Source organism: Streptomyces sp. M-16, from assembly GCF_052114405.1.
GTDB lineage: Bacteria > Actinomycetota > Actinomycetes > Streptomycetales > Streptomycetaceae > Streptomyces.
On the sequence record NZ_JBFRER010000073.1, the window covers coordinates 1 to 22936 of the forward strand.

Annotated in this window: 23 protein-coding genes; 13 read left to right on the forward strand and 10 right to left on the reverse strand. The window is 73.9% G+C overall.

Going from position 1 to position 22936, the window contains the following annotated elements:
* From AB4039_RS27735 to AB4039_RS27745, 3 genes are all read left to right on the forward strand, one after another.
* Nucleotides 1-424, forward strand: a 424-nt coding sequence (locus AB4039_RS27735; RefSeq protein WP_442272076.1) for an ABC transporter ATP-binding protein, incomplete at its 5' end; no start/stop codon positions are given.
* Nucleotides 411-1307: an ABC transporter permease gene (locus AB4039_RS27740; RefSeq protein ID WP_442272077.1), complete on the forward strand. Its 897-nt coding sequence runs from the start codon at nucleotides 411-413 to the stop codon at nucleotides 1305-1307. The genes AB4039_RS27735 and AB4039_RS27740, both read left to right, overlap by 14 nt.
* Nucleotides 1308-1312: 5 nt before the next feature.
* Entirely contained in the window at nucleotides 1313-2074 is a 762-nt protein-coding gene (locus AB4039_RS27745) for a sirohydrochlorin chelatase (RefSeq protein WP_266843331.1), read from the forward strand.
* Nucleotides 2075-2233: 159 nt separating this feature from the next.
* Here AB4039_RS27745 and AB4039_RS27750 read toward each other — a convergent pair whose 3' ends face one another.
* A complete protein-coding gene (locus tag AB4039_RS27750; RefSeq protein WP_266843330.1) occupies nucleotides 2234-3235 on the reverse strand; it encodes a 2-dehydropantoate 2-reductase N-terminal domain-containing protein in 1002 nt (333 codons plus the stop codon).
* 44 nt (nucleotides 3236-3279) lie between these two features.
* Here AB4039_RS27750 and AB4039_RS27755 point away from each other — a divergent pair, with 44 nt between their 5' ends.
* Entirely contained in the window at nucleotides 3280-4131 is an 852-nt protein-coding gene (locus AB4039_RS27755; protein ID WP_266843329.1) for an aldo/keto reductase, read from the forward strand.
* 4 nt (nucleotides 4132-4135) lie between these two features.
* On the opposite strand, the gene AB4039_RS27760 is transcribed toward AB4039_RS27755, so the two are convergent.
* A complete protein-coding gene (locus tag AB4039_RS27760; protein ID WP_266843328.1) occupies nucleotides 4136-4543 on the reverse strand; it encodes a PPOX class F420-dependent oxidoreductase in 408 nt (135 codons plus the stop codon).
* Between the two features lie 151 nt (nucleotides 4544-4694).
* Nucleotides 4695-5291 carry a TetR/AcrR family transcriptional regulator gene (locus AB4039_RS27765; protein WP_442272078.1) on the reverse strand — a complete coding sequence of 199 codons (597 nt, stop codon included), beginning with the start codon at nucleotides 5289-5291 and terminating at the stop codon, nucleotides 4695-4697.
* A gap of 122 nt (nucleotides 5292-5413) precedes the next feature.
* Here AB4039_RS27765 and AB4039_RS27770 point away from each other — a divergent pair, with 122 nt between their 5' ends.
* Complete coding sequence (locus tag AB4039_RS27770) at nucleotides 5414-6385, forward strand: NADP-dependent oxidoreductase (protein ID WP_442272079.1); 972 nt, start codon at nucleotides 5414-5416, stop codon at nucleotides 6383-6385.
* A 39-nt stretch (nucleotides 6386-6424) separates the two neighbouring features.
* Here AB4039_RS27770 and AB4039_RS27775 read toward each other — a convergent pair whose 3' ends face one another.
* Nucleotides 6425-6976, reverse strand: coding sequence for a DUF1697 domain-containing protein (locus AB4039_RS27775; protein ID WP_266843325.1), 552 nt, complete (start codon nucleotides 6974-6976; stop codon nucleotides 6425-6427).
* On the reverse strand, nucleotides 6973-8199 hold the full coding sequence (gene mgt / locus AB4039_RS27780) for a macrolide-inactivating glycosyltransferase (protein WP_266843324.1): 1227 nt from the start codon (nucleotides 8197-8199) through the stop codon (nucleotides 6973-6975). Before mgt ends, AB4039_RS27775 begins: the two co-directional genes overlap by 4 nt.
* Before the next feature lie 177 nt (nucleotides 8200-8376).
* Here mgt and AB4039_RS27785 point away from each other — a divergent pair, with 177 nt between their 5' ends.
* Together AB4039_RS27785 and AB4039_RS27790 are read left to right on the forward strand one after the other, a co-directional pair.
* A complete protein-coding gene (locus tag AB4039_RS27785) occupies nucleotides 8377-9228 on the forward strand; it encodes an aminoglycoside phosphotransferase family protein (RefSeq protein ID WP_266843322.1) in 852 nt (283 codons plus the stop codon).
* Nucleotides 9229-9249: 21 nt separating this feature from the next.
* Nucleotides 9250-9882: a hypothetical protein gene (locus AB4039_RS27790; RefSeq protein WP_442272080.1), complete on the forward strand. Its 633-nt coding sequence runs from the start codon at nucleotides 9250-9252 to the stop codon at nucleotides 9880-9882.
* A 36-nt stretch (nucleotides 9883-9918) separates the two neighbouring features.
* Here AB4039_RS27790 and AB4039_RS27795 read toward each other — a convergent pair whose 3' ends face one another.
* Both AB4039_RS27795 and AB4039_RS27800 read right to left on the reverse strand, forming a co-directional pair.
* The gene (locus AB4039_RS27795; protein WP_266843320.1) at nucleotides 9919-10632 is read right to left on the reverse strand and encodes a 3'-5' exonuclease; all 714 of its coding nucleotides are present in this window, start codon (nucleotides 10630-10632) and stop codon (nucleotides 9919-9921) included.
* 158 nt (nucleotides 10633-10790) lie between these two features.
* Nucleotides 10791-12053: an SAV2148 family HEPN domain-containing protein gene (locus AB4039_RS27800; RefSeq protein WP_442272081.1), complete on the reverse strand. Its 1263-nt coding sequence runs from the start codon at nucleotides 12051-12053 to the stop codon at nucleotides 10791-10793.
* Nucleotides 12054-12347: 294 nt separating this feature from the next.
* On the opposite strand from AB4039_RS27800, the gene glgX reads away from it, so the two are divergent.
* Entirely contained in the window at nucleotides 12348-14462 is a 2115-nt protein-coding gene (gene glgX, locus AB4039_RS27805) for a glycogen debranching protein GlgX (RefSeq protein ID WP_266843318.1), read from the forward strand.
* Here glgX and AB4039_RS27810 read toward each other — a convergent pair.
* Entirely contained in the window at nucleotides 14447-15871 is a 1425-nt protein-coding gene (locus tag AB4039_RS27810; RefSeq protein ID WP_442272082.1) for an MFS transporter, read from the reverse strand. The genes glgX and AB4039_RS27810 overlap by 16 nt on opposite strands.
* Nucleotides 15872-15953: 82 nt before the next feature.
* Between AB4039_RS27810 and treY the strand changes: the two genes are divergently transcribed.
* Nucleotides 15954-18281, forward strand: coding sequence for a malto-oligosyltrehalose synthase (gene treY / locus AB4039_RS27815; RefSeq protein ID WP_442272083.1), 2328 nt, complete (start codon nucleotides 15954-15956; stop codon nucleotides 18279-18281).
* A 392-nt stretch (nucleotides 18282-18673) separates the two neighbouring features.
* On the opposite strand, the gene AB4039_RS27820 is transcribed toward treY, so the two are convergent.
* Nucleotides 18674-18940, reverse strand: coding sequence for a PLD nuclease N-terminal domain-containing protein (locus AB4039_RS27820; RefSeq protein ID WP_266843315.1), 267 nt, complete (start codon nucleotides 18938-18940; stop codon nucleotides 18674-18676).
* 236 nt (nucleotides 18941-19176) lie between these two features.
* Here AB4039_RS27820 and AB4039_RS27825 point away from each other — a divergent pair, with 236 nt between their 5' ends.
* Entirely contained in the window at nucleotides 19177-19785 is a 609-nt protein-coding gene (locus AB4039_RS27825; RefSeq protein ID WP_442272084.1) for a dihydrofolate reductase family protein, read from the forward strand.
* A gap of 385 nt (nucleotides 19786-20170) precedes the next feature.
* A complete protein-coding gene (locus AB4039_RS27830; protein ID WP_442272091.1) occupies nucleotides 20171-21397 on the forward strand; it encodes a M14 family zinc carboxypeptidase in 1227 nt (408 codons plus the stop codon).
* A gap of 177 nt (nucleotides 21398-21574) precedes the next feature.
* On the opposite strand, the gene AB4039_RS27835 is transcribed toward AB4039_RS27830, so the two are convergent.
* The gene (locus AB4039_RS27835) at nucleotides 21575-21763 is read right to left on the reverse strand and encodes a hypothetical protein (RefSeq protein WP_266843313.1); all 189 of its coding nucleotides are present in this window, start codon (nucleotides 21761-21763) and stop codon (nucleotides 21575-21577) included.
* A 104-nt stretch (nucleotides 21764-21867) separates the two neighbouring features.
* On the opposite strand from AB4039_RS27835, the gene AB4039_RS27840 reads away from it, so the two are divergent.
* Together AB4039_RS27840 and AB4039_RS27845 are read left to right on the forward strand one after the other, a co-directional pair.
* Nucleotides 21868-22698 (forward strand): helix-turn-helix domain-containing protein, encoded by an 831-nt coding sequence (locus AB4039_RS27840; RefSeq protein WP_442272085.1) that lies wholly within the window; start codon nucleotides 21868-21870, stop codon nucleotides 22696-22698.
* Nucleotides 22695-22901 carry a DUF397 domain-containing protein gene (locus AB4039_RS27845; protein WP_442272086.1) on the forward strand — a complete coding sequence of 69 codons (207 nt, stop codon included), beginning with the start codon at nucleotides 22695-22697 and terminating at the stop codon, nucleotides 22899-22901. Before AB4039_RS27840 ends, AB4039_RS27845 begins: the two co-directional genes overlap by 4 nt.
* Nucleotides 22902-22936: the final 35 nt, after the last annotated feature.

Genomic DNA, 22936 nt, shown 5'->3' on the forward strand with positions numbered 1-22936 from the left:
GGAACGGCTGCTGGAGCTGGTCCGGCTCGGCGGGGCGTACGGCAAGCGCGTCCACGAACTGTCCGGCGGCATGCGCCAGCGCGTGGCCCTGGCCCGCGCCCTCGCCCAGGACAGCCGCCTGCTGCTGATGGACGAGCCCTTCGCGGCCCTCGACGCCATCACCCGCGACGTCCTGCACGGCGAACTCACCCGCATCTGGGCCGAGACGGGACTCTCCGTCCTCTTCGTCACGCACAACGTCCGCGAGGCCGTCCGCCTCGCCGAGCGCGTGGTCCTGCTCTCCTCCCGGCCCGGCCGGGTCGCCAAGGAATGGACCGTGGACATCCCGCAGCCGCGCCGCATCGAGGACGCGGACGTCGCGGAGCTGTCCGTCGAGATCACTGAACACCTGCGTGGGGAGATCCGCCGCCATGGCCAGCACTGACACCACCGCGAAAGCCACGGCCAAGCACGACGACCTGGCCGGACTGGAGGCGGGCCTCGACGCCCTCGACGCCGTCCAGACCCACCGCGCCCCCGTCCGCGAGATCCTCACCAAGAAGGCACTGCCCCCGCTGCTGGCCGTCGGTCTCGTGCTGGTGGTCTGGCAGGTCCTGGTCTCGGCGAAGGTCACCGACGAGACCAAGCTGCCCGCCCCGGGCGCCGTGTGGGACAGCCTGACCGCGATGTGGCTCAAGGGCACCCTGCTCGACGTGATCTGGACCAGCGTCTCGCGCGGTCTGCTCGGCTTCCTGCTGGCCCTGGCCATCGGCACCCCGCTCGGCCTGCTCGTCGCCCGCGTCAGGTTCGTGCGCGCCGCGATCGGACCCATCCTCCAGGGCCTGCAGTCCCTGCCCTCGGTCGCCTGGGTCCCCCCGGCGGTCCTCTGGTTCGGGCTCAACGACGCCATGATGTACACGGTGATCCTGCTGGGCGCCGTCCCCTCGATCGCCAACGGGCTCGTCTCCGGCATCGACCAGATCCCGCCGCTGTTCCTGCGGGCCGGACGCACCCTGGGCGCCACCGGTCTGCAAGGCGCCCGGCACGTGGTCATGCCCGCCGCGCTGCCCGGCTACCTCGCCGGCCTCAAGCAGGGCTGGGCCTTCTCCTGGCGCTCCCTGATGGCCGCCGAGATCATCGCCAGCTCACCCGACCTGGGCCTGGGCCTCGGTCAGCTGCTGGAGAACGGCCGCAACAACATCGACCTGCCCGGCGTGTTCCTCGCGATCCTGCTGATCCTCGTGGTCGGCATCGCCATCGACCTGCTGATCTTCAGCCCGGTCGAGCGGTGGGTGCTGCGCAGCCGCGGACTGCTGGTCAAGAGCTGAGTCCCGTGTCCCGCGCCCTCCTCGTCATCGCCCACGGCAGCCGCGATCCGCGGCACGCGGCGACCGTGCACGCCCTCGTCGGGCGGGTCCGGTCGCTGCGGCCGGGGCTGCGGGTCGAGACGTCCTTCCTGGACTTCAACGGCCCGACCGTCTCCCAGGCCCTCGCCTCGCTGTACCTGTCCGGCGTGCGGGAGGTCGTGGCCCTGCCGCTGCTGCTGACGCGGGCCTTCCACGCGAAGGCGGACATCCCGGCGGTGCTGGCGGAGGCCGGCACCCGGCTGAGCGGTCTCTCGGTCCGGGTGGCCGACGTCCTCGGCCCGTCCCCGCTGCTGGTCGCGGCCCTGGAGCGGCGCCTGGCGGAGGCCGGTCTCGGCCTCACCCCGGCGGAGCGCGCCACCACCGGTGTGGTGCTCGCTTCCGCCGGTTCCTCAGACCCGGAGGCGATCGCAGTGATCGCTGAAATCGCGCGGGAGTGGCGGCACACCGGTTGGTGCGCCGTGCGGCCTGCGTTCGCCTCCGCTGCCCTTCCCCGTACGGAGGACGCCGTACGGGCCCTGCGCGCGGAGGGCGTCCGCCGGGTGGCGGTGGCCCCGTACGTCATCGCTCCCGGCCGCCTCCCGGACCGCATCGCGGCCGGCGCCGCCGCCGCCGGCGCGGACGTGGTGGCCGAGGTCCTGGGCGCCGCCCCGGAACTCGCCCGCCTCCTGCTGCGCCGCTACGACGCGGCCGGCGCCGGCCCGGCCCGGCGTACCGCCCTCACGGCCTGACCGTCCGCCACCGTCTGACCGTCCATCACGCCTGACCACCCGTCACGGCCCCGCGCGTCACGGCCCCGCGCGCCCGTCACGGCTCCGCGCCCGGCGGGCCGGTGGCCGGCCCGCCGGGTCCCGTCGTCCGCGGGCCCCGGCCTTCGTTCGTCGCGGGTCTCAGGCGCGGGCGGCCGCTTCGTCGGCCAGTGCCGTCAGGTCGGCGACCGACATGGCCCCCGGCGGCAGGCCCTCCCGGGCGAAGATGTTCGCCGCGTGCCGCAGCACGTCGTTGACGGGCGTCGCCACCCCGTGCAGCCGGCCCAGCAGCACGATCTCGCCGTTGAGGTAGTCGGCCTCCACCGACCCCGTCCCGCGCGCCAGGCTCTGCCAGGAGGAGCCGCCGCGCACGCCCGGGGGCTGGTTGACCTTGCCGTCGCGGGCCGTCGCCTGCTCCGCCTCCGTGGCGTGGGCGATGCCCGCCGCTTCCAGGGCGGCCTTGCCCTCGCGGGTCGCGCGCAGCAGCAGCGCCGCCTTGGCCGGGTCCGGTTCGGGTCCGGTGGTCGCCTGGATCGCGTTGCCCAGGTTGCCGAGCAGCTTGGCGTACTTCCACCGCATGACGTCCTCGACGACCGGCGCCTCGAAGCCCGCCTCCTCCAGGTCGGCGGCGACCGAGGCGATCCGCCGGTCGGTGCCCCCGGCCGCCTTGCCGAGGTGCAGTATCCCGGTCAGCGGGGAGCACAGCGCCGAGACGACGCCGGGCTCCAGGAAGGTGGCGGGCAGCCAGACGCAGACCCCGTACACGCGCGCGAAGCGGCGCAGGGCCAGGCGTTCGCTCTCGACGCCGTTCTGCGCGCACAGCAGTGGCAGGCGCTGGGCCGCCGTCCCGCCGCCCGCGACCTCCGCGTCGCCCCACGCGTCGAGGGCGGCGACGGCGTCCTGGGTCTTCACGGTGAGGAGGAGGACGTCGTCGGGGCGCAGTTCGCCCAGTTCCGCCGGTGCGGCGACCACGGGGAGCCGGTGGACGCGCGCGCCGTCGGCGGTGGTGAGGCGGAGTCCGTCCGTCCGCAGTGCCTCGGCGTGCGCGCCGCGCGCGACGAGGACGACCTCCCGGCCCGATTCCGCGAGCCGTCCGCCGATGGTCGCGCCGATCGCTCCGGCGCCGATGATGATGTAACGCATGCCCCGAGCCTGGCACACCGGCCGCGCGCGGGTACGGTCGGGCCATGACGGACGCCGTGTTCCACCTGGGCGGGGACCTGCCCCTGCGTCGTCTCGGACTCGGCACCGGCGGGCTGGTCGGCCCCGGTTACTGGGGGCCGCGCGGCAGTCGCGCGGATGCCGTGGCGCTGCTGCGCGCGGCGGTCGGGCAGGGGGTGCGGCTGATCGACACCGCCGACAACTACGGGCCGGAGCTGGCCGAGGAGCTGGTCGCCGAGGCCCTCCACCCGTACGGGGACGGGCTCGTGGTCGCCACGAAGGGCGGGGTGGTGCGCACCGGCCCGGACGAGTGGCACGTGGCGGGCCGGCCCGGGGAGTTGCGCCGGATGTGCGAGGCGAGCCTGCGGCGGCTGCGGGTGGAGCGGATCGACCTCTACCAGCTGCACCGTTTCGACCCGGCGGTGCCGATGGCCGAACAGCTGGGCGAGCTGGTTCGGTTGCGGGAGGAGGGGAAGATCCGGCACATCGGGCTGGACACGGTGAGCGCGCCGCAGCTGCGGGAGGCGCTGGAGTCGGTCCCGGTGGCGGCGGTGCAGAACCCGTACAACCTGCTGGACCGGTCCTCGGCGGAGGTGCTGGCGCTGTGCGAGGAGCGCGGGATCGCGTTCCTGCCGTACTACCCGCTGGGCAGCGGCGCCCTGACCGGCGGGGGCGCGGCCGCCGTCACCGGGGTGGCGGCGGCGCACGGGGCGGTTCCGGGGCAGATCGCGCTGGCCTGGCTGCTGCACCACTCGCCGGTGCTCTGCCCGACCCCGGGCACCGGCTCCCCCGCCCACCTGGCGCAGAACCTGGCCGCGGCCTCGATCCGGCTGGAGCCGGGGGAGGTCGCGCTGCTGGACGCGGTGGCCGGGGTGTGACGGCTCAGAGCGAGCCGACGACCTTCCTGGGGGTGATGCGGACCACGACGCGTTCGGCGTCGTCGGCCGACGCCGGGTTGAAGTCCGCGTAGTCCTTGCCCGTGTACTTGCGCGACAGCTCGTCGATCAGCTCCTGTCCGCCCTCCGTGGTCATGGTGGCGCTGCCCCGGATCTCGGCGTAGGTGTAGGGCGCGTTCGGGGGGTTGATCATGACGGTGACCCGCGGGTCCCTGCGGAGGTTCATCTCCTTGCGGCGGCCGACGGTCGTGGAGAACAGCAGCTCGTTGCCGTCCCGGGTGAGCCAGGTGACGGACAGCTGCGGGCTGCCGTCCGGCTGGACGGTGGCGACGGTCGCGAATACGGGGGTGTCGTCGATGACCTTCCGCAGGTCGTCGGAGAGTGCGTCGGACACGGGGCGGGTTCCTTCCCTCGGCTTGCGGCTGTCGGCCGGCGGCTGAGTCCGGACCGACTGCCCGTCGCTGGAGATCAGCAGCGGACAGCCTGCAAAATCACTGCTTCCCCCGCAAGCGCATCGGGCCCGCCGCCCCGAGTCCGTCGACGGTTCACCCGTGCGGCCGAGTCCCGGGGTGGGCGAGGCCGTCGAGGACAAGGGCCAGCAGGTGGGCGCGGCGGGCCGCGAGGGTGGGGGCCTGGCCGGTGATCCAGCTGAGGGCGTTGACCAGGGCGAACAGGTCGGTGCCGTCCACGTCGGGGCGGATCCGGCCGGCGTCCTGGGCCGCCCGGAGCAGGCGGCCGCCCGCCTCCCGCATGCCCAGGCACGAGGCGTGCAGCGCGGACTGCGGGTCCGCGAGGGTGGCCGTCAGCGAGGCCGGGAGTCCCCGGAAGGTGCCGGCCCACACGATGAACTCGCCGAGCCAGTCGGCGAGTGCCCCCTCGGGTGGCAGGTCCGTGTCCGCCAGGGCATCGGCCCGCGCGGCGAGGCCGCCGAAGCCGTTGCGCAGCAGGGCCTCCAGGAGCGTGTCGCGGGTCGGGAAGTGCCGGTAGAGCGTGCCGAGTCCGACGTCGGCGCGGCGGGCGATGTCGCGGAGCGAGGCGTCGGTGCCCTGCTCGCCGATGACCTCGCGGGCCGCTTCGAGGATGCGTTCCCGGTTGCGCCGGGCGTCGGCGCGCTGCCCCGGCGGTGCGGGCTCGTCCGGCATGGGGATTCCTGACGTTGGCAAACGGAGCACTGCTCCGCCTATGATTCGGAGCAGTGCTCCGGATTCTATCCGGACGGGGCGCCCTCTTTGGCGTGCACGGAACGGAAGGTCGGGGGAAGGCCATGGGAACGACGACGATGCGGGCCGTACGCGTACACGCGTTCGGCGGCCCGGAGCAGCTGGCGTACGAGGAGGTGCCGCGGCCGGCAGCGGGACCGGGCGAGGTACTGGTCCGCGTCCACGCGGCCGGGGTCAACCCGGTGGACCGCTACGCGCGGCAGGGCTTCACGGTGCTGCCGGAGCCGCTCCGCCCGGAGTGGCCGCTGCCGTACACGCCGGGCTCCGACGTCTCCGGCGTGATCGTGGAGACGGGCGCGGGGGTCACCGGCTGGCGGGCCGGGGACGAGGTGTTCGGCCTGGTCCGCTTCCCCGGCCGGGCCTCGGCGTACGCCGAGTACGTGGTCTCCCCCGCCGGGAACCTCGCCCGCAAGCCGGCCGCGCTCGGCCACACGGAGGCGGCCGCCTTGCCGATGGCCGGGCTGACGGCGTACCAGTACCTCTTCGAGCACGTGAAGGTGTGCGAGGGCGACACGGTACTGGTCAACGGCGCGGCGGGCGGAGTGGGCCACCTCGCCGTGCAGCTGGCCCGGACCGCGGGCGCCGGCCGGGTCGTCGCGGTGGCGTCGGGGCGCCACGAGGCCTTCCTCCTGGGTCTCGGGGCCGACCGGTTCGTGGACTACACGCGCACGGCCGCCGGGGAGGCCGTGCGCGAGGTGGACGTGCTGATCGACGCCGTGGGGGGCCCGGACGGCCACCGCCTCCTGCCGGTCATGCGGCCCGGCGGGCGCATCGGCGCGGTCTTCCCCGGGGAGTACCACGCGGAGCGCGCGGCCGGGCAGGGCGTCTCGGCCGGCGCCTGGCAGGTGCGCCCCAGCGGGGAGCAACTGGCCGAACTGGCCCGGCTGGCGGACCGCGGCGCGCTGCGGGTGGCCGTCGAGGAGGTCTTCCCGCTGGCCGGGGCCGCGCGGGCGCACGCCCGCGCCGAGCGGGGCCACCTCCAGGGCAAGATCGTCCTCGCCGCGGCTCCCGCGTAGGGAGGCCGGGCGGCGGCGCGCACCGGGGGACGCCCGAGGTCAGGGGCGGGTCAGTTCGACCAGCTTGGCGACGGTGTTCCAGTTGCGGGTGGTCACGTCCAGGCCCTTGACCACGGCCGGGCGGGCGAGCGCCTCGGCCAGCTTGGAACGACCCAGGCCGTCCGGTGCGTAGAGGTAGAGGACCCGGTCCCCGAGCCGGTACTCCTCGGGGAGGTACGCGGCGCCGTCGAGCGCGGCGAAGCGCTCCGGGCCGGGCTGCGCGGAGAAGAAGGTCGCGTGGAGCTGCCTGCCCTCCAGCTCGGCGGCGGGGAAGGGGCAGGCGCCGGCGACGGCGGCCAGGTACTCCCCGTCGACGACCAGACAGGGCACGCGGAAGCCGAAGTGGCCCTCGATCGCGGCCTCCAGCCCCCGGGCGAGGGCCTGCGGGTCGCCCTCGCCGCTGCTGAAGACGGCGTTGCCGCTCTGCAGGTAGGTCTGCACGTCACCGTGGCCGAGCCCCTCCAGGACCGCGCGCAGCTCGGCCATCGGGACCTTCTTGTTCCCGCCGACATTGATGCCGCGCAGCAGCGCCGCGTACTTCTTCTTCGTCATGGGCGCACCCTAAGCCCCGCCTCTGACAGTGCCCCTTCGACGAGGTCGGCCGCCTGCCGCGTCCCGCCCTCGGCGGCCATCTCGGCCCGGATGGCCTCGGCGCGGACGGCGACATCGGGGTCGGCCAGCAGGCCGAGGACGGCCGCGCGCAGGGCCATGGCGTCGGCCCGCTCCATCGGGAGGTGGCGGGCCACGCCGAGGGAGGCCAGCATGTCGGCGTTGCCGAACTGGTCGACGGCCTGGGGGACCGCGACCATGGGGGTGGCGGTGGCGAGGCCCTCCTGGCTGCCGCCCGCGCCGGCGTGGGTGACGAAGGCGTCGGCCTGGCGCAGGATGTCCAGTTGGGGAACCCAGCGGTGGACTTCGACGTTTGCCGGCACCTCCCCCAGTTCGGCCTCGTCGGTGAACTTCCCGATCTGGAGGACCACGTACCAGTCGGGGAGGTCGCCGAAGGCCTCGATGCAGGCCCGGTAGAAGGCGGGCTGCTTGGTGAAGGTGGAGCCGAGGGAGACCAGGAGCAGCTTCCTGCCCCGCGCGGCCTCCGGGCGCCGCCAGGTGCCCTGAGTGGCGGCGCGGTCGCCCTGGCAGGCCCCGACGAACGTGTACACGTCGGGGTCGACCCGGTCGGCGTGGGGCTGGAGGGCGCGCGGGATGAGGACGATGCTGCGGGGCGGGCGGCCGACGAACCGGTCCGGGTCCTCCTCGATGCCGTTGTCCCGCAGCCAGGCGCCGAAGCGCGCGTAGTAGGCCCTCCCGCGCTCGGAGGCGCGCAGTTGGGCGGTCATCGGGGCCGCGACCTCCTCCTCGTAGCCGTTCCAGGCCACGAGGTTCGGGGAGAGGGAGATCGCGGGGACGCCCCAGCGGTGGGCCAGGACGATCGCCGCGTAGGCGGTGATGTCGTGCAGGACGAGGTCCGGCTCGTCCCCCTCGAAGGCGGCGACGAGCTGCGGGAGCGCCTGGACCGCGTCGTTCAGGAAGGGCTCGATCTGGTCGATGAGCTCGGTCCCCCAGGCGTCGGGGTCGTCCTCGGTGGGCAGGGTGGAGTTCCAGATCACCGGGGTGGCGCCGGTCTCGGCGACCTTGTCGGCGAAGGAGGCGGGAACGGCGTAGCTGACCCGGTGACCCCGGGCGACGAGTTCGCGGATCACTTCGATGCTCGGGTTCACGTGGCCCGCGGCCGCAATGGAGAACATGGCGATGTGGGCGGGCTTGGCTGAGGTCATGTCCCGACCATAGCGAGACGAAACGTCTCGCTCAACCGGGATCCCGCGGACCGCCCCACCGGGTGGCGGCGGCCCGCCGGGGGTCGTGGCGGCAATGCGAGACTGACCCCCGGTCATGGTCCGCGGTGATCCGGATCCCCACGGTCCGGCGCGGCACGAGAGGACGGGACGAACGGCATGGACGAGGCGCGGGCCAGGGACGTACTGACGGAGGCCGGCCTCACCGGACCGGCCGAACTGCTCGCCTTCGGGGAGAACGCGGTCTTCGCCGTCGACGGCCTCGTGGTGAAGGTGGGCCGCGAAGCGGGGCTGTTCCCGCGGGCCGAACGGGAGCTGGCGGTGGCGGACTGGCTCGCCGGAGCCGGCGTCCCGGCGGTGCGCGCGGCCGAGCCCGCGCCCCGGCTGGTGGCCGGCCACCCGGTGACCCTGTGGCACCGGCTCCCCGACGCGGTCCGGCCCGCGGGCCCCGAGGACCTCGCGGCCCTGCTGCGCCCGCTGCACGCCCTGCCCGCGCCGCCCTTCGCCCTGCCCCCGCGCGACCTGCTGGACGGCGTGGAACGTTGGCTGCGGCTCGCCGGCGGCGCCGTCGACCCCGAGGACGCGGCGTACCTGCGGGCCCGGCGCGACGGCTACGCGGCCGAGGTGGCCGGGCTCACCCCGCACCTGCCCCCCGGTCCGATCCACGGCGACGCCCTGCCCCGCAACGTCCACGTGGGCCCCGACGGACCGGTGCTGGTGGACCTGGAGACCGTCTCGGCAGACCTGCGCGAGCACGACCTGGTCGTGATGGCGCTCTCCCGGGACCGGTACGGACTGCCCGCGGACGCGTACCGGGCCTTCACGGACGCCTACGGATGGGACGTACGGGATTGGGAGGGGTGCGCGGTGCTGCGCGGCGCCCGCGAGACGGCGAGCTGCGCCTGGGTCTCCCAGCACGCCCCGTCCAACCCCAAGGCCCTGGCGGAGTTCCGCCGCCGGGTGGCCTCGCTGCGCGAGGGGGACGCGGAAATGCGCTGGCACCCCTTCTAGCCCTGCCGTATCAAGTCACCCGTGAAACTGCACCTCACCCTCCACGACGCCCGCTCGGGCCGGGAGTCCTTCAGGGTGGTCCGCCCGGCGAGCCCCCCGGCCCACGCGGAACTCTTCGACGACTCCTGGTACCTGAACGCCTACCTCGACCAGGAGGCCGCCCAGCTGATGGCCGGGCTGTGGACCCTGGCCGCCTCCTCGCCGCGCACCCTGGTCCACCTGCCCCTGCGCACGGCCGGGGGCGGGACGCCCGGGGACCGTGCCCTCGACCTGGTCCTGCTGCACCACTCGCTCCGGTTCGCCCCCGCGCGCTGGAAGCGGCTGCGCGCACGGCTGGGACCGGGACGGCCCCGCACGGTGGACCTGCGCCCGCCGCGGCCGCGGCCGCGGGAGGAGACGGAGGGGACGCACCCGCGGCACGCCGACGACCGCGACCGCTTCCACCAGCACATCCACGCCGAGACCCTGTTCCTGACCGGCAGCGCGCCGCTGTTCCGCCGCAACGCCGAGCTCTTCCGCGACGTGGCGCGCAGCGGCCCGGCCCACCCGCGCACCGCCGCCCGGCACGGCCACTACTGCCGCGAGGTCGACTGCGGCATCCACTTCCGCGGCCTCCACATCCAGTACGTCGACCCCGCCGACGAGCAGGACTGAAGACGGCCCCCGCGGGATTCCGCCCGGACGGCCCGGTCAGCCGCGCCGCGGGATGAGCGGCCAGGCAGGCTCGACGACCGCCGCCGGGTCCGTGGTGCGCCGCAGGTAGGCCTGGAGGGAGACGGACTGCTCGGCCGCCGCCCGGACCTGGAGGGCCTGCAGGTCGGCCAGGGGCATCAGCCCGACGGGCCGGTGCGTCTCCCCCAGCCGCCGCACCACCCGGGCCGCGGCCACCGCGTCCGCCCTGGCGTCGTGCGCGTCGTCGAGGGCGACCCCGTAGTGGGCGCACAGGGCGTGCAGGGCCCGCTTGCCCTTGCGGTACTTGTCCACGTGCTTGTCTATCACCAGCGGATCGATGACGGGCGACGGTACGCCGCCCAGCCGCTCGCTGAGCGACGCGACCCCGTACCTCCGGCACTCGCGGTCGAGCAGGGAGAGGTCGTAGCGGGCGTTCATCACCACCAGCGGACGCCCCGCGCCCAGCCCGTCGGCCACGGCCCGCACGATCTCCTCGACGGCCTCGGCGGCGGGCACCCCGTGCTCCCGGGCGTGCTCCGTCGAGATGCCGTGGATCGCGGACGCCTGCTCGGGTATCGGCACCCCCGGGTCGAGCAGCCAGGTCCGCTCCCCCGAGACGGCCCCGTCCGGCCCCAGCCGCACCACCGCCGCCGTCACGATGCGGTCGGTCTCGACGTCGGTCCCCGTCGTCTCCAGGTCGAAGGCCACCAGCGGCCCGCTGATCCAGCTCATCACCCGGCCGCCGTTCCGGCGCCGGCCTCGAACCGTGTTCCCCCGTGCCACGCCTCCATGACGCGCCCCTCCCCCGTGTATCGGTCAACGCGTTTCAGCCTGCCACGGGGCACTGACACACCGGAGGGCGGGGCCGCCGCCGGGTCGGCGGGACGCCGTCAGGACACCGGCCGGGAGTCCTCCCAGACCGATTCGAACTCCTCCCGGTAGGTCGGGAAGAGCCCGTGTTCGGAATCCTTCTGCCCGCCCCGCCCTCCCCCGCGCAGGACCAGCACCGGGGCCTCCATGCCCCGGGCCCGCCGCAGGTACGACTGGACCACCGCGATCCCCGAGGACTCGCCCTCCACCAGGTAGGCGGTGAAGCGCGGGGTCTCGTCGAAGACGTGGATGTCGAAGCGCGACGGGTCCTTCAGACCCGCCCGCACCCGGCGCACGTGCAGGATGTTCATCTCCACCGACCGGCTCAGCTCCCCCTTGCGCAGCCCGAGCTCCCGCTCGCGCCGCTTGACGGCGCTGCTCGCCGGGTTCAGGAACAGCAGCCGCACCCGGCAGCCCGCCTCCGTGAGCCGGACCAGCCGGCGGCCGGAGAAGTTCTGCACCAGCAGGTTCAGGCCTATGCCGATGGCGTCGAGCCGCCGCGCGCCCCCGAACAGGTCCTCCGCCGGAAGCATCCGCTGGAGCCGCACCCGGTCCGGGTGGACCGAGATGACGTCCGCGTACCGGTCGCCGACCAGGTCCTCCACCGCGTCGATCGGCAGCCGGTCGGCCGTCGGGCTGCCCGCCCCGGCCCCCAGCACCTCCAGGAGGCGCGCCGAGGCGCGCTCCGCCTGCTCCAGCACCGGTCGTGACAGCGCCCGGTTGCGGGAGACCACGTTGCGGGTGACCTCCAGCTCGTCGAGGGCCAGCTCGATCTCGCGCCGGTCGTCGAAGTACGGCTCGAAGCACGGCCAGTGCTGGACCATCAGCTCCCGCAGCTGCGGCAGCGTCAGGAAGCTCAGCACGTTGTCGTCGGCGGAGTCGAGGAGGTAGCCCTTGCGCCGGCTGACCTCGCGGACCGCCACCGCCCGCTGCACCCATTCCTGCCCGGCCGGCCCGGCGGCGGCGACCACCCAGTCGTCCCCGCCGTGCACCGGCTCGTAGACGGGCCGCAGCACGGCGCCCACCACCGACCTCAACCGCTGTTCGATGAGATTCAGCCAGATGTACGCGCGGCCCGCGCGCTGGGCCCGCGTACGGACCTCGCTCCACGCGTCCGCGCCCCAGTCCAGCTCGGCGCCGGCCCGTACGTMGTCCCCGGCCGTCGGCGGGGCCAGCGACACCGCCCCGGCCGCGAACGTCCCGGCCGCGCCCCCCGGTGCATCCGCCGGGCCACCCTCGTGACCGCCGTCACCAGGGGGCAGCTCCAGACCTCCCGAGCTCACCCGTGCACCGCCTTCTGCGTCTGGACGCCCGTCTCCAGTGATCACGGAAGGGTACTCCGCGCGCGCGGCCCGACGCAGCCCGAAGCACGCCGGGACGGCTCCACGCCCCGCTCTCCGGGCCCCCGTTGACTCATTATGTGATGCCCGGACAGTCGGCTGACCCGCATATCAGCTCTCCGGGTCACCCGTCAGGAGCATCGCAAGTCCACGCGTGCGGCCCCTCTTTCGGGGAAGATCTGGCATTGACGTGATCGACGCCGGATCAGCCGGACCAGGATGGGAAGAGCGTTGTCTATGCAGGTCTGGCCGGGACAGGCGTATCCACTGGGTGCCACCTATGACGGCGCCGGCACCAACTTCGCGGTCTACTCCGAGGCCGCACGGCGCATCGAACTGTGCCTTCTGCACGACGACGGCTCGGAGACCGCCGTCGAGCTGCGCGAGACGGACGCCTTCGTGCGGCACGCCTACCTGCCCGGGGTGATGCCCGGCCAGCGGTACGGGTTCCGGGTGCACGGCCCGTACGAGCCCGAGCGCGGCCTGCGCTGCAACGCGGCGAAGCTGCTGCTCGACCCGTACGCGCGGGCCATCAGCGGCAGGATCGGCTGGGGCGAGCAGGTCTACGGCTACCACTTCGGCCGGCCCGACTCCCGCAACGACCTCGACTCGGCTCCGCACACCATGAGTTCGGTCGTGGTGAACCCGTACTTCGACTGGGCCAACGACCGCCCGCCGCGCCACGAGTACCACCACACCGTCCTCTACGAGGCGCACGTCAAGGGCCTGACCATGCGCCATCCGGAGCTGCCGGAGGAGCTGCGGGGCACCTACGGGGCCCTCGCGCACCCGGCGGTCATCGGGCACCTGACCAAGCTCGGCGTGACGGCGCTGGAGCTCATGCCGGTGCACCAGTTCGTCAACGACCACCGCCTGGTCAACGACGGGCTGAGCAACTACTGGGGCTACAACACCATCGGCTTCTTCGCCCCGCACAACGGCTACGCCTCGGGCGACCGGGGCCAGCAGGTGCTGGAGTTCAAGTCGGCGGTCCGGGCGCTGCACGAGGCCGGGATCGAGGTGATCCTGGACGTGGTCTACAACCACACCGCCGAGGGCAACCACCTGGGCCCGACCCTGTCCTTCCGGGGGCTGGACAACGCCTCGTACTACCGGCTGGCCGAGGACCCCCGGCACTACACGGACACCACCGGCACCGGAAACTCGCTGCTGATGCGGTCCCCGCACGTACTCCAGCTGATCATGGACTCGCTGCGGTACTGGGTCACCGAGATGCACGTGGACGGCTTCCGCTTCGACCTCGCGGCCACCCTGGCCCGGCAGTTCCACGAGGTCGACCGGCTGTCCTCGTTCTTCGACCTGGTGCAGCAGGACCCGGTGGTCAGCCAGGTGAAGCTGATCGCCGAGCCCTGGGACCTGGGCGAGGGCGGCTACCAGGTGGGCAACTTCCCGCCGCTGTGGACCGAGTGGAACGGCAAGTACCGCGACACCGTACGGGACCTGTGGCGCGGGCAGCCGCGCACGCTCGCGGAGTTCGCGGGCCGGCTGACGGGCTCCTCGGACCTCTACCAGGACGACGGGCGGCGCCCGCTGGCCTCGATCAACTTCACCACCTGCCACGACGGCTTCACCCTGCACGACCTGGTCTCGTACGACGAGAAGCACAACGAGGCCAACCGCGAGGGCAATCGGGACGGCGAGACGCACAACCGGTCCTGGAACTGCGGGGTCGAGGGGCCGACCGAGGACCCGGAGATCCTGGAGCTGCGCGCACGGCAGATGCGGAACCTCACCGCCACCCTGATGCTGTCCCAGGGCGTGCCGATGCTCAGCCACGGCGACGAGTTCGCGCGCTCGCAGGACGGCAACAACAACGCCTACTGCCAGGACAACGAGCTGTCCTGGGTGACCTGGCCCGAGCCGGGCAAACCGCCGCCCGCGCTGCTGGAGTTCACCCGGCGGATGGTCTGGCTGCGCCGGGACCACCCGGTGTTCCGGCGGCGCCGGTTCTTCCACGGGCGGCCGGTGGAGGGCACGCACGACGAACTCTCCGACATCGCCTGGTTCACCCCGCACGGGGAGGAGATGCGGGCCCGGGACTGGCAGGCGCAGCACGCGCGGGCGCTGACCGTGTTCCTCAACGGCGAGGCGATCTCCGAGCCGGGCTCGCGCGGGGAGCGGATCACGGACGATTCGTTCCTGCTGATGTTCAACGCGGGCGCCGATCCGCAGGACTTCACCATCCCGGCGGGGCACGGGGCGCGGTGGCGGCTGGTCGTGGACACGGCGCGCGCGGAGGTGCTGCCACCCGATACCGGGCCGCAGTTCGCGGCCGGGGACCGGGTGGCCCTGACGGGACGGTGCCTGGTCGTGCTTCAGCGACCGGCGTAGGTGCCGCCCGCGCCGTGGGCGGTCGCCCCGGGAGCCGACGCTCCGGGAGCCGACGCTCCGGGGGCGGTCGCACCGGGGGCGATCGCACCGGGAGCGGTCGCACCGGGAGCGGTCGGCTCGGCGGCGCCGGCCGTGGTGTCGCAGGTGCCGGACGCGTCGGAGGGCGAGGTGCTCTGCTGGGCCGGGATGAAGGCCCCGGCCGCTTCCGGACGGGCCGAGGGCACCGTGGTGACCAGCGCGAGCGTCAGGCACAGCGCGGCCGCCCCCACGGCCACGGCGAAGGCGCCGGCGGGCCCGTAGGCCTCGGCGAGCCGTCCCGAGACGGCCAGGGCGGCGGCCTGTCCGGCCACCAGGGAGCTCGCCGCGAAGGCCATCGACTCGGCGAGCCGGGCCGGCTCGACCACGCGTTCGGTCAGCGCGAAGGCGGTGATCAGGTGCGGGGCGTAGGCGGCGCCGAGGACGGTGACGACCACGTACAGCGGCAGGAGGCTGTCGGTGAACAGCAGGGGCGTCGAGAGCACCAGGGCGGCGGCGGTGGCCGCCCTCCAGCGCATCCGCAGCCCGAAGCGGGCGGGCAGCGCGCCGAGCGCGAGGCCCGTGACGGCACTGACGACGCCCATCATGGCGTAGACGACCCCGGCCTGGCCGGGTACCCCCAACTGCGCGGTGAGCGAGGCGATGCCGGCCTGGCAGGCGCCGAACATGGCGCCCTGGAGGGCGAGGGAGCCGCGGACGGCGTGGACCACCCGGGGCTGGCGGACCCGCACCCGCGCGCCGCGCTCCCGCGCGGGCGACCCGGCCGTGACGGCGGCGGTCGGGTGCAGGGCGTACGCGGCCCCGAACACGGCGACCAGCGTGGCCGCACCGCCGAGGGCGACGGCCGGGTGGGCGACGAGCGCGGCGAGTCCGACGAGGGCCGGGCCGAAGACGAAGGAGATCTCGTCGAGGGTGCCCTCCAGCGAGTGGACGGCGCCCACGACGCTCTCGTCGGACTTCGCCCGGTGCGCGAGCGCGACGGAGCGGGTCCGGGCGAGCGGCCCGATCAGCGGGACGGAGGCGCCGGTGACGGCTCCGATGGCGGCGAGCGGGACGGTCGCGAGGCCGCCGAGGGCCCCGGCGACGAGGCCGGCGGTGGCCACCGCGTTGACCGCGGCGGCGCAGAGGACGACGGGCCGCTGCCCGTGGCGGTCGGCGAGCCGGCCGAGGACGGGTCCGAAGACCACCTGGCCGGCCGAGAGGGTGCCACCGACGATGCCGGCGGTGGCGAGGGAGCCGCTGGTCTCGGCGACCAGCAGGACGCTCCCGAACTGGGACATCGCGACGGGCAGACGGGCGAAGAAGGAGAGGAGCGGGAGTAGGGGCCCGGTCAGGGCGATGACTTGTCGATAGGTCTTGACGGTTCCAACCACTTGATCGACATTAACGCGGCGCAGTCACCCGGATGCATTGGGTCATGGCACGGAATCGCGTGGGCTGGGTACGTACGTTCTCATGACCACGCAGTATTCAAGCAGTCAATCGGAATCTGATGTTCCGAATCCCGTCACTCCCGCGTCGACCTACCGTCTCCAACTGGGCCCCGCGTTCCCCTTCGCCGCGGCCGGAGCAGCCGTACCGTACCTCGCCTCGCTCGGCGTGTCACACCTGCACCTCTCCCCCTCACTGGAGGCGGTGCCCGGGTCGGCGCACGGGTACGACGTCACCGACCACACCCGGGTACGGGCCGAGCTGGGCGGGGAGGAGGGCCTGCGGGCCCTGGCCGCGACGGCTCGGGCGCACGGGCTGGGGATGGTCCTGGACATCGTGCCGAACCACATGGCGGTCCCGGACCCGCTGCGCCTGAACCGGCCGCTGTGGGAGGTGCTGCGGGAAGGGCCGCGCTCCCCGTACGCGCGCTGGTTCGACATCGACTGGGAGGCCGGGGGCGGACAACTGCTGCTGCCGGTGCTCGGGGAGCCGCCGCGGGCCGACGGCTTCCGCGTCGACGCGGGCGGGGAGGTGCTGCGGTACGGGGAGGGTGACGCCGAACGGGAGTTCCCCCTGCGGGCCGGCACGGCCGGGCTGCCCCTGCCGGAGCTGCTGACCGCACAGTGGTACCGGGTCGCCTGCTGGCGGGAGGCCCGCACCGCGTTGAACTACCGTCGTTTCTTCACCATTTCGGACCTGATCGGGGTGCGGGTCGAGGACCCCGGGGTCTTCTCCGCCACCCACTCCAAGGTGCTGGAGCTGGTGCGCGACGGGGTTCTCCAGGGGCTGCGCGTCGACCACGTGGACGGGCTGGCGGACCCCGAGGGGTACCTGCGGCGGCTGCGGGCGGCGGTGGGCGGGGACTGCTGGGTGGTCGTGGAGAAGATCCTGGCCCGCCAGGAGCGGCTGCCTCCCGGCTGGCCGGTGGCGGGCACCACCGGCTACGACGCCCTGCACCGGGTCGACGGACTGTTCGCCGACCCGGCGGGCACGGCGGAACTCGCCCGCGCCTACGCCGGCACCACCGGCCTGCCTTCCTGGGGGGCGACCGCCGCCGCGGCGGCGCGGGAGGTGCTGACCGGCGACCTGGCCGCCGAACTGGCCCTGCTGGAACGCCGGGCGGGACCGGAACTCGCTCCCGCGGTCCGGGAGTTGCTGATCGGCTACCCGGTGTACCGACCCTACCCGGGCGGGGAGGTGGCCGAGGTGGCGGCGGGGGTGTCCGGCCTGGACGGCGTACGCGAACTCGTGCTGCGCGACCCGGCCTTCGGGGCGCGCTTCGCCCAGACCTCCGCCGCCCTGCGGGCCAAGTCCCTGGAGGACCGCGCCTTCTACCGCTGGGCCCCGCTGCTGTCGGCCACCGAGGTCGGCGGCGAGCCGGGCGCCCCGGCGGTGTCGGTTGCGGAGTTCCACGCGTACTGCGCGGAGCTGGAACGGGACTGGCCCGCCACGGGGACGGTGCTGTCCACGCACGACACGAAGCGCAGCGCGGACGTACGGGCCCGGATCGCGGCACTGTCACAGGCTCCGGGGGAGATGGGGAAGTCGGGGGAAGCGGGGGAAGCGGGGGAAGTGGGCGAGAGGGGCAAGACGGGGGGTGCGGGCCGCTCCGGGGATCCGCAGCTGGAGTGGGTGGCCCGGCAGAGCGCGCTCGGCCTCGGAGACGTCCCGGATCGGGGACCCCGACTGGAGGCGGCCCTGCTGAAGGCCGCCCGGGAGTCGGGGCTGCGGACGTCTTGGACCGACCCCGACGAGGAGTACGAAGCCGGCATCGCGGACCTGGTGCCCGGGGAGGCGGCGGAACTCCCCGGGCACTTGAGGGAGGCGGCCCGCGCCAACGTCCTGGGCATGACCCTGCTGCACCTGGCGATGCCGGGGGTGCCGGAGGTCTACCAGGGCTCGGAGACCGAGTACCGGGCGCTGGTGGACCCGGACAACCGCCGCCCGGCGGCGTTCCCGCGCGGGGTTCTGGCCGCCCTCGACGCGGGCACCGCCCCGCACGGCCTCGCGGCGGAGAAGCTCGCGCTGACGGCGGCCCTGCTCCGGCTGCGCCGCGACCGGCCCGCGCTGTTCTCCGGCTACAACCCCCTGACGGCCTCCGGCCCGGCGGCCGACCACTGCGTGGCCTTCGCCCGCTCGGCCGACCTCGTCGCGGTGGCCACCCGGCTCTCCCACCGCCTGGCGGAATCGGGCGGCTGGAACGGCACCACCCTGATCCTGCCCCCGGGGCAGTGGCGCGCCGCCCAGGGGGCCCCGGGCGGGGGCACCCACGAGGGTGCTCACGAGGGACGGGTGCAACTGGCGAAGCTCCTGACCGACCTGCCGGCCATGGCCCTGGTCCGGGTGGGGTAGGGGGGAGTCCCGCTCGGTCCGGATCAGGGAGGGTTTGGGGGTTTCCCGTCAGTCTCACTGTCCTTCCGTGTCGGGCCGGGCTGTCAAAGACTGTCGGGAAACCCCCAAAAGAACGGTCCACGGGGAAGTGAGGGAGGGGCGGGTGTCCCGGAGATGTGCGAGCCATCTCCGGCCCATCCCCCAATCCGGCCCCATGCGCGTGTCGGTCCAAGGCCCGGGGGCGGGCCGGACCGTCCGACACGACGACCGGGCCGTTCAACGGGCCCCGGCGCATCGGATCGCTACGCGCTTCGCCCGGCTCGGCGTCTGCGGGACGTCCGGGGCCGGGCATGAGCCGCCCACGGCCGTAGGTCCGGCCTTTCGGCGCGCCGGGGACCGGAGACGATCCGGGATCAGGCCGTACCCGGCCGGCGCCGGGCGTCCCGGCGGCCGATGAGGAACCAGATCGCGCTCCCGAGGAAGGGGGCCACGACGGCGAAGGCGGCCCAGGCCAGCTTCATCGCTCCGGTGAGACCGGACCTGGCGATGCTGACCAGAGCTCCGACGAACAGCACCGCGTAGGCGATACCGACGGCTATGACCACGACCATGGCCACGATCGCAACCGCGTTCTCGCTCGTAGCGGCAAGTGTCATCTGGTCTGCAAGCTGCGGATTCATCGTTGCTTCCTCGTGAAGGCGGATCTCGGCTGACACCAGGTTGTCCGCACCAGAGTGCCCAGAACGTCATACTTTGCTCCCGATTCCGTCATCCGAAAGTCTGACAATCGTCCAGAAATGTACGATCTGGCGAGCCACGGGCCGGCAGCTGCCTTGTCGTGCCGCGCGGCGGCGGGTCCGTGGGCGCCCTCGGGTCTATCTCTTGACGGAGACGATCGACTCTTCGGGAGTGCGCCATGGGCCTCATCCACATCGAGCTGTTCGCGACCCTCGACCTCGTCGGGCAGGCGCCCGGCGGCCCCGACGAGGACCCGGTGGGGTTCCCGTTCGGCGGCTGGCAGGCGCCCCTGCCGGACGAGGTCGCCGGGGCGCAGATCGGCGCCGCGTACGAGGGCACGGACGCCCTCCTGCTCGGCCGGCGGACCTACGACATCTTCGCCGCCTACTGGCCCCACCAGAAGGGCGGCCAGGACAGCGAGATCGCCGGGCTCTTCGACAGCGTCCCGAAGTACGTGGCCTCGCGCGGCAGGCCCGGCCTCTCGTGGGCCGGCTCCACGCAGCTCGGCCCGGACCTGGCCGGCGCGGTGCGCGAGATCCGTGAGCGGCACGAACACGTGAAGGTGGTCGGGAGCCTGAACCTCGTACAGACCCTCCTGCGCGAGAAGCTCTTCGACCGCCTCGACCTCGGCTGCACCCGATCGTGCTCGGCGTCGGCAAGAAGGTGTTCGACGACGGCGCGGTGCCCACCAGCCTCACGCTCCTCGCTCCCCCGGCGGCCGGCCCGAAGGGCGCCGTGTACCTGCGCTACGGGCTCGCCGGCGGCACGCCCGCGACGGGGGACATGAGCGCACCCGACCGCGGCGTCGGGAGCGCCGGCTGAAGCCGCCCCGGCCATCGCGTTCGCCCCCGGGCCCGTCCGGGTGGTCGCGCGGACGCAATGGCGTCGTACGGGAGTGTCCCCGTCCCGCCCCACCCGCCGGGCTCGATCGTGTCTCGTGCCATGGCACCCGGTGGACTCCCCTGGACACGGGCCTCGTGGCGCCCTTGGGTCTTCGGGCCGGCGACGGCGGCGGCGCGGGCGCCGTCTGCCCACCGGGTCGGGGCGTCCGCACGAACGCGCCTGCGGTCGGGGCCGCCGACTTCTACGACAAGGCTTTGGCCAGCGCTTTTGGTGCAGATTCGGGACTGAGCGAGCGGTAGGGGGCGTGCGGGACGGGCATGGCATCCCTTGTGACCCTCCTCCGTGACATGCGCTACCCCACCCCGCAGGAACTCGCCCTGGCCGCCCGGGCGCTGGTGGCCGAACATCCCGACCGCGCCGGGCTCCGCCAGACCGGTGTCTCCCGTGCCGGCCGGCCGCTGTGGCTGCTCTCCGTCGACGGGCGGGGCGGCGGGCAGCGTCGGGTGCTCGTCGTCGCCGGGGCCCATGCCAACGAACCCGTCGGCGGGGCGACCGCCCTGGAACTCGCGCGGCGGGTGGTCCGGGACGGCGGTGGCGGTGCGGACTGGCACTTCCTGCTCTGCGCCGATCCGGACGGCGCCGACCTGCACCGCACACCGCACCCCCGCTCACTGCTGGACTACCACCACAACTTCTTCCGGCCGCCCGGGCCCGAACAGCCGGAGTGGGCCCCGTCGTTACTCACCCCGGACCGGCTCCCGCCCGAGACCCGCACGCTGACGGCCCTCCTCGACGAACTGCGCCCCGTCCTGCAGGTCTCCCTGCACGGAACGGACCTCGGCGGGTCCTGGGTGCAGCTCACCCGGGACGTCCCCGGCCTCGCCGAGCCGTTCGCGAAGTCGGCCGCCGAGCTGCGGATCCCGGTGGAGACCGGGGCTTCCGACGCGGCCGGCTGGGTCTCCCCCGGGCCCGGGATCTTCGTGATGCCGGAGACGGGGGCCGGGCCCGCCGGGGCGTTCCACCCGGAGGACACCCGGCTCAGCACCTGGTGCCACGCGGGCACGACGGCGATCGTCGAAGTCCCCATGTGGGCCTCGGACCTGGTGGACGACCCGGCCCCGCACCCGGACCCGCGGGGCGCCCTGCGGATGCTGGCCGGCCGGCTCACCGAGGACTCCGGGCGGGTGGCCGGCCTGCGCCCCGGAGCCCGGGGCACCGATCCCGGGTCCGCCGCGCTGCTGCGCGCCGTGGACTGGACGCTCGGGCTGATCCCCCGGATCACGGCCGAGTGGACGGGGTCCGCAGCTCCGGCCGAGGCCACGGCGGCTGCGGTCGGCAGCATCGACGCGTTCGGACGCAGACTGTCGCTGCGCGCCGCCGCGATGCTGCTCCGGGTGCTGCGGACCCAGGGGCACCCGGCGGCGCCGGGCCTGGACCGGCTGGTGACGGGGTGGTGCGAGGAGTTCTCGGCCCGCTTCCAGGCCCGCTGGGTACCGGTGGCCACGCAGGTGGAGCACCAGGTCCGGACGGTCCTCGCCACGTACGAGCGGCTCTAGACCGGGCCGGGGACCCGGTCGGCCCCGCCCGTCACGAGCGGGGCCCGTCCGGCGGTCACGCGCCCCATCCCCGGGCGACGACGACCGCCACACAGGCGATCCACGCGACCGCCCCGAGGGTCACGGCCACCGCCGCCCACCTGCCCCTGCGCGCCCGGTCCCGGTACCCGCCGTCGCTCACCGGGGCGCCCCGGACGTGTGCGGGTGGTTCGCCAGCTCGGCGTTCTGCACCGTGACGGCGGACAGGTTCCCGACCGCCCAGGCGAGCCGCCTGGTCTCCGCCAGCGCTTCACAGACCCCGCATCCGGGGGTCGGAACCGGCTCCAACGGGTCCTGCGGGTGCGGGCGTGCGTTCGCGTCGTACACCGCCGCTCCTCTCCGTAGTCGTTCCGCTACCAAGGAGCATCAGCGTGGCCTAGAGTCAAAATCTCTTCAACTTACCGCCGCTGACAGACAAGTTGGGTGTGCACATGGTGTACCGGAAGGAACTGGACCCCGATCGTTCGCCGGGCGCCGCGTTCGGGGCACGTCTACGCAGGATGCGGGACGAACGCGGCTGGACGCAGACCGAGTTGGCCGAGCGGGTGGGCTGCTCCGGGGCTCATGTCTCTGCGGTGGAAACTGGTCGGCGTACGCCAACTCGCCAATTCGCAGCAAGCGTTGACAGAGCCCTGGGCACCGGGGACAGGTTCGAGCGGCAGAGTCAGGCGGTACGGCACACCGCACTGCTGGAAGGGTTTCCCGAGTACGTCAAGCAGGAGGCGCAGGCGGCGGAGATCCGGCTCTACGAAGTGGGCGTCGTCCCAGGGCTGCTCCAGACACCCGACTACGCGGCAACGCTGGAAGCCGATGCGGTACGGCGGCAGGCGATCACGCCCGAGCAGGCCGCGGAGCGCGTCGCGCTGGTGGCGGAACGGCAGGCCACGTTGGCGCGGACACCGTCGCCCCTGATCTTCGCGGTGCTGGACGAGGGGTGCATTCTGCGGCCGATGGGCGGCCGGGCAACCATGGACGCGCAGTTCGAGAGGCTGCTGGAGTTCGCCGAGCTGCCGAACACGGTGCTCCAGATCGCACCCTTCGCCATGGGGGCGCGCAGGCCGTTCAGCCTGCCCATCACCGTGCTGACCCTGCCCAACAGGGCCCTGATCTCCTACGCCGAGTCGGCGCAGCGCGGCCACCTGGAGCGAGAAAGCACTTCCGTTCTCCCCGTGCTGACGGCCTACCATCAGTTGCAGGCCGAAGCGCTGTCCCAAGCGGCATCAGTGGCCATGATCCAGAAGGTACGAAAGGGCACTCCGTGACGAGCGAACCCCACTGGTACAAGTCCTCATACAGCGGCAACGGCGGCCAGTGCATCGAGGTCGCGACCAACCTCGCCGACTCCCTCGGGACGGTCCCCGTCCGCGACTCCAAGACCCCCGGCGGCCCCGTGCTGCACGTGACCGCCGGAGCGTTCGCCGCGTTCGTGGCCGGCGTCAAGGCCGGAGCTCACGGGGCCGTCTGACCGTCGCCGGCCCCGCCGCTCCCCGCCGGAGCGCC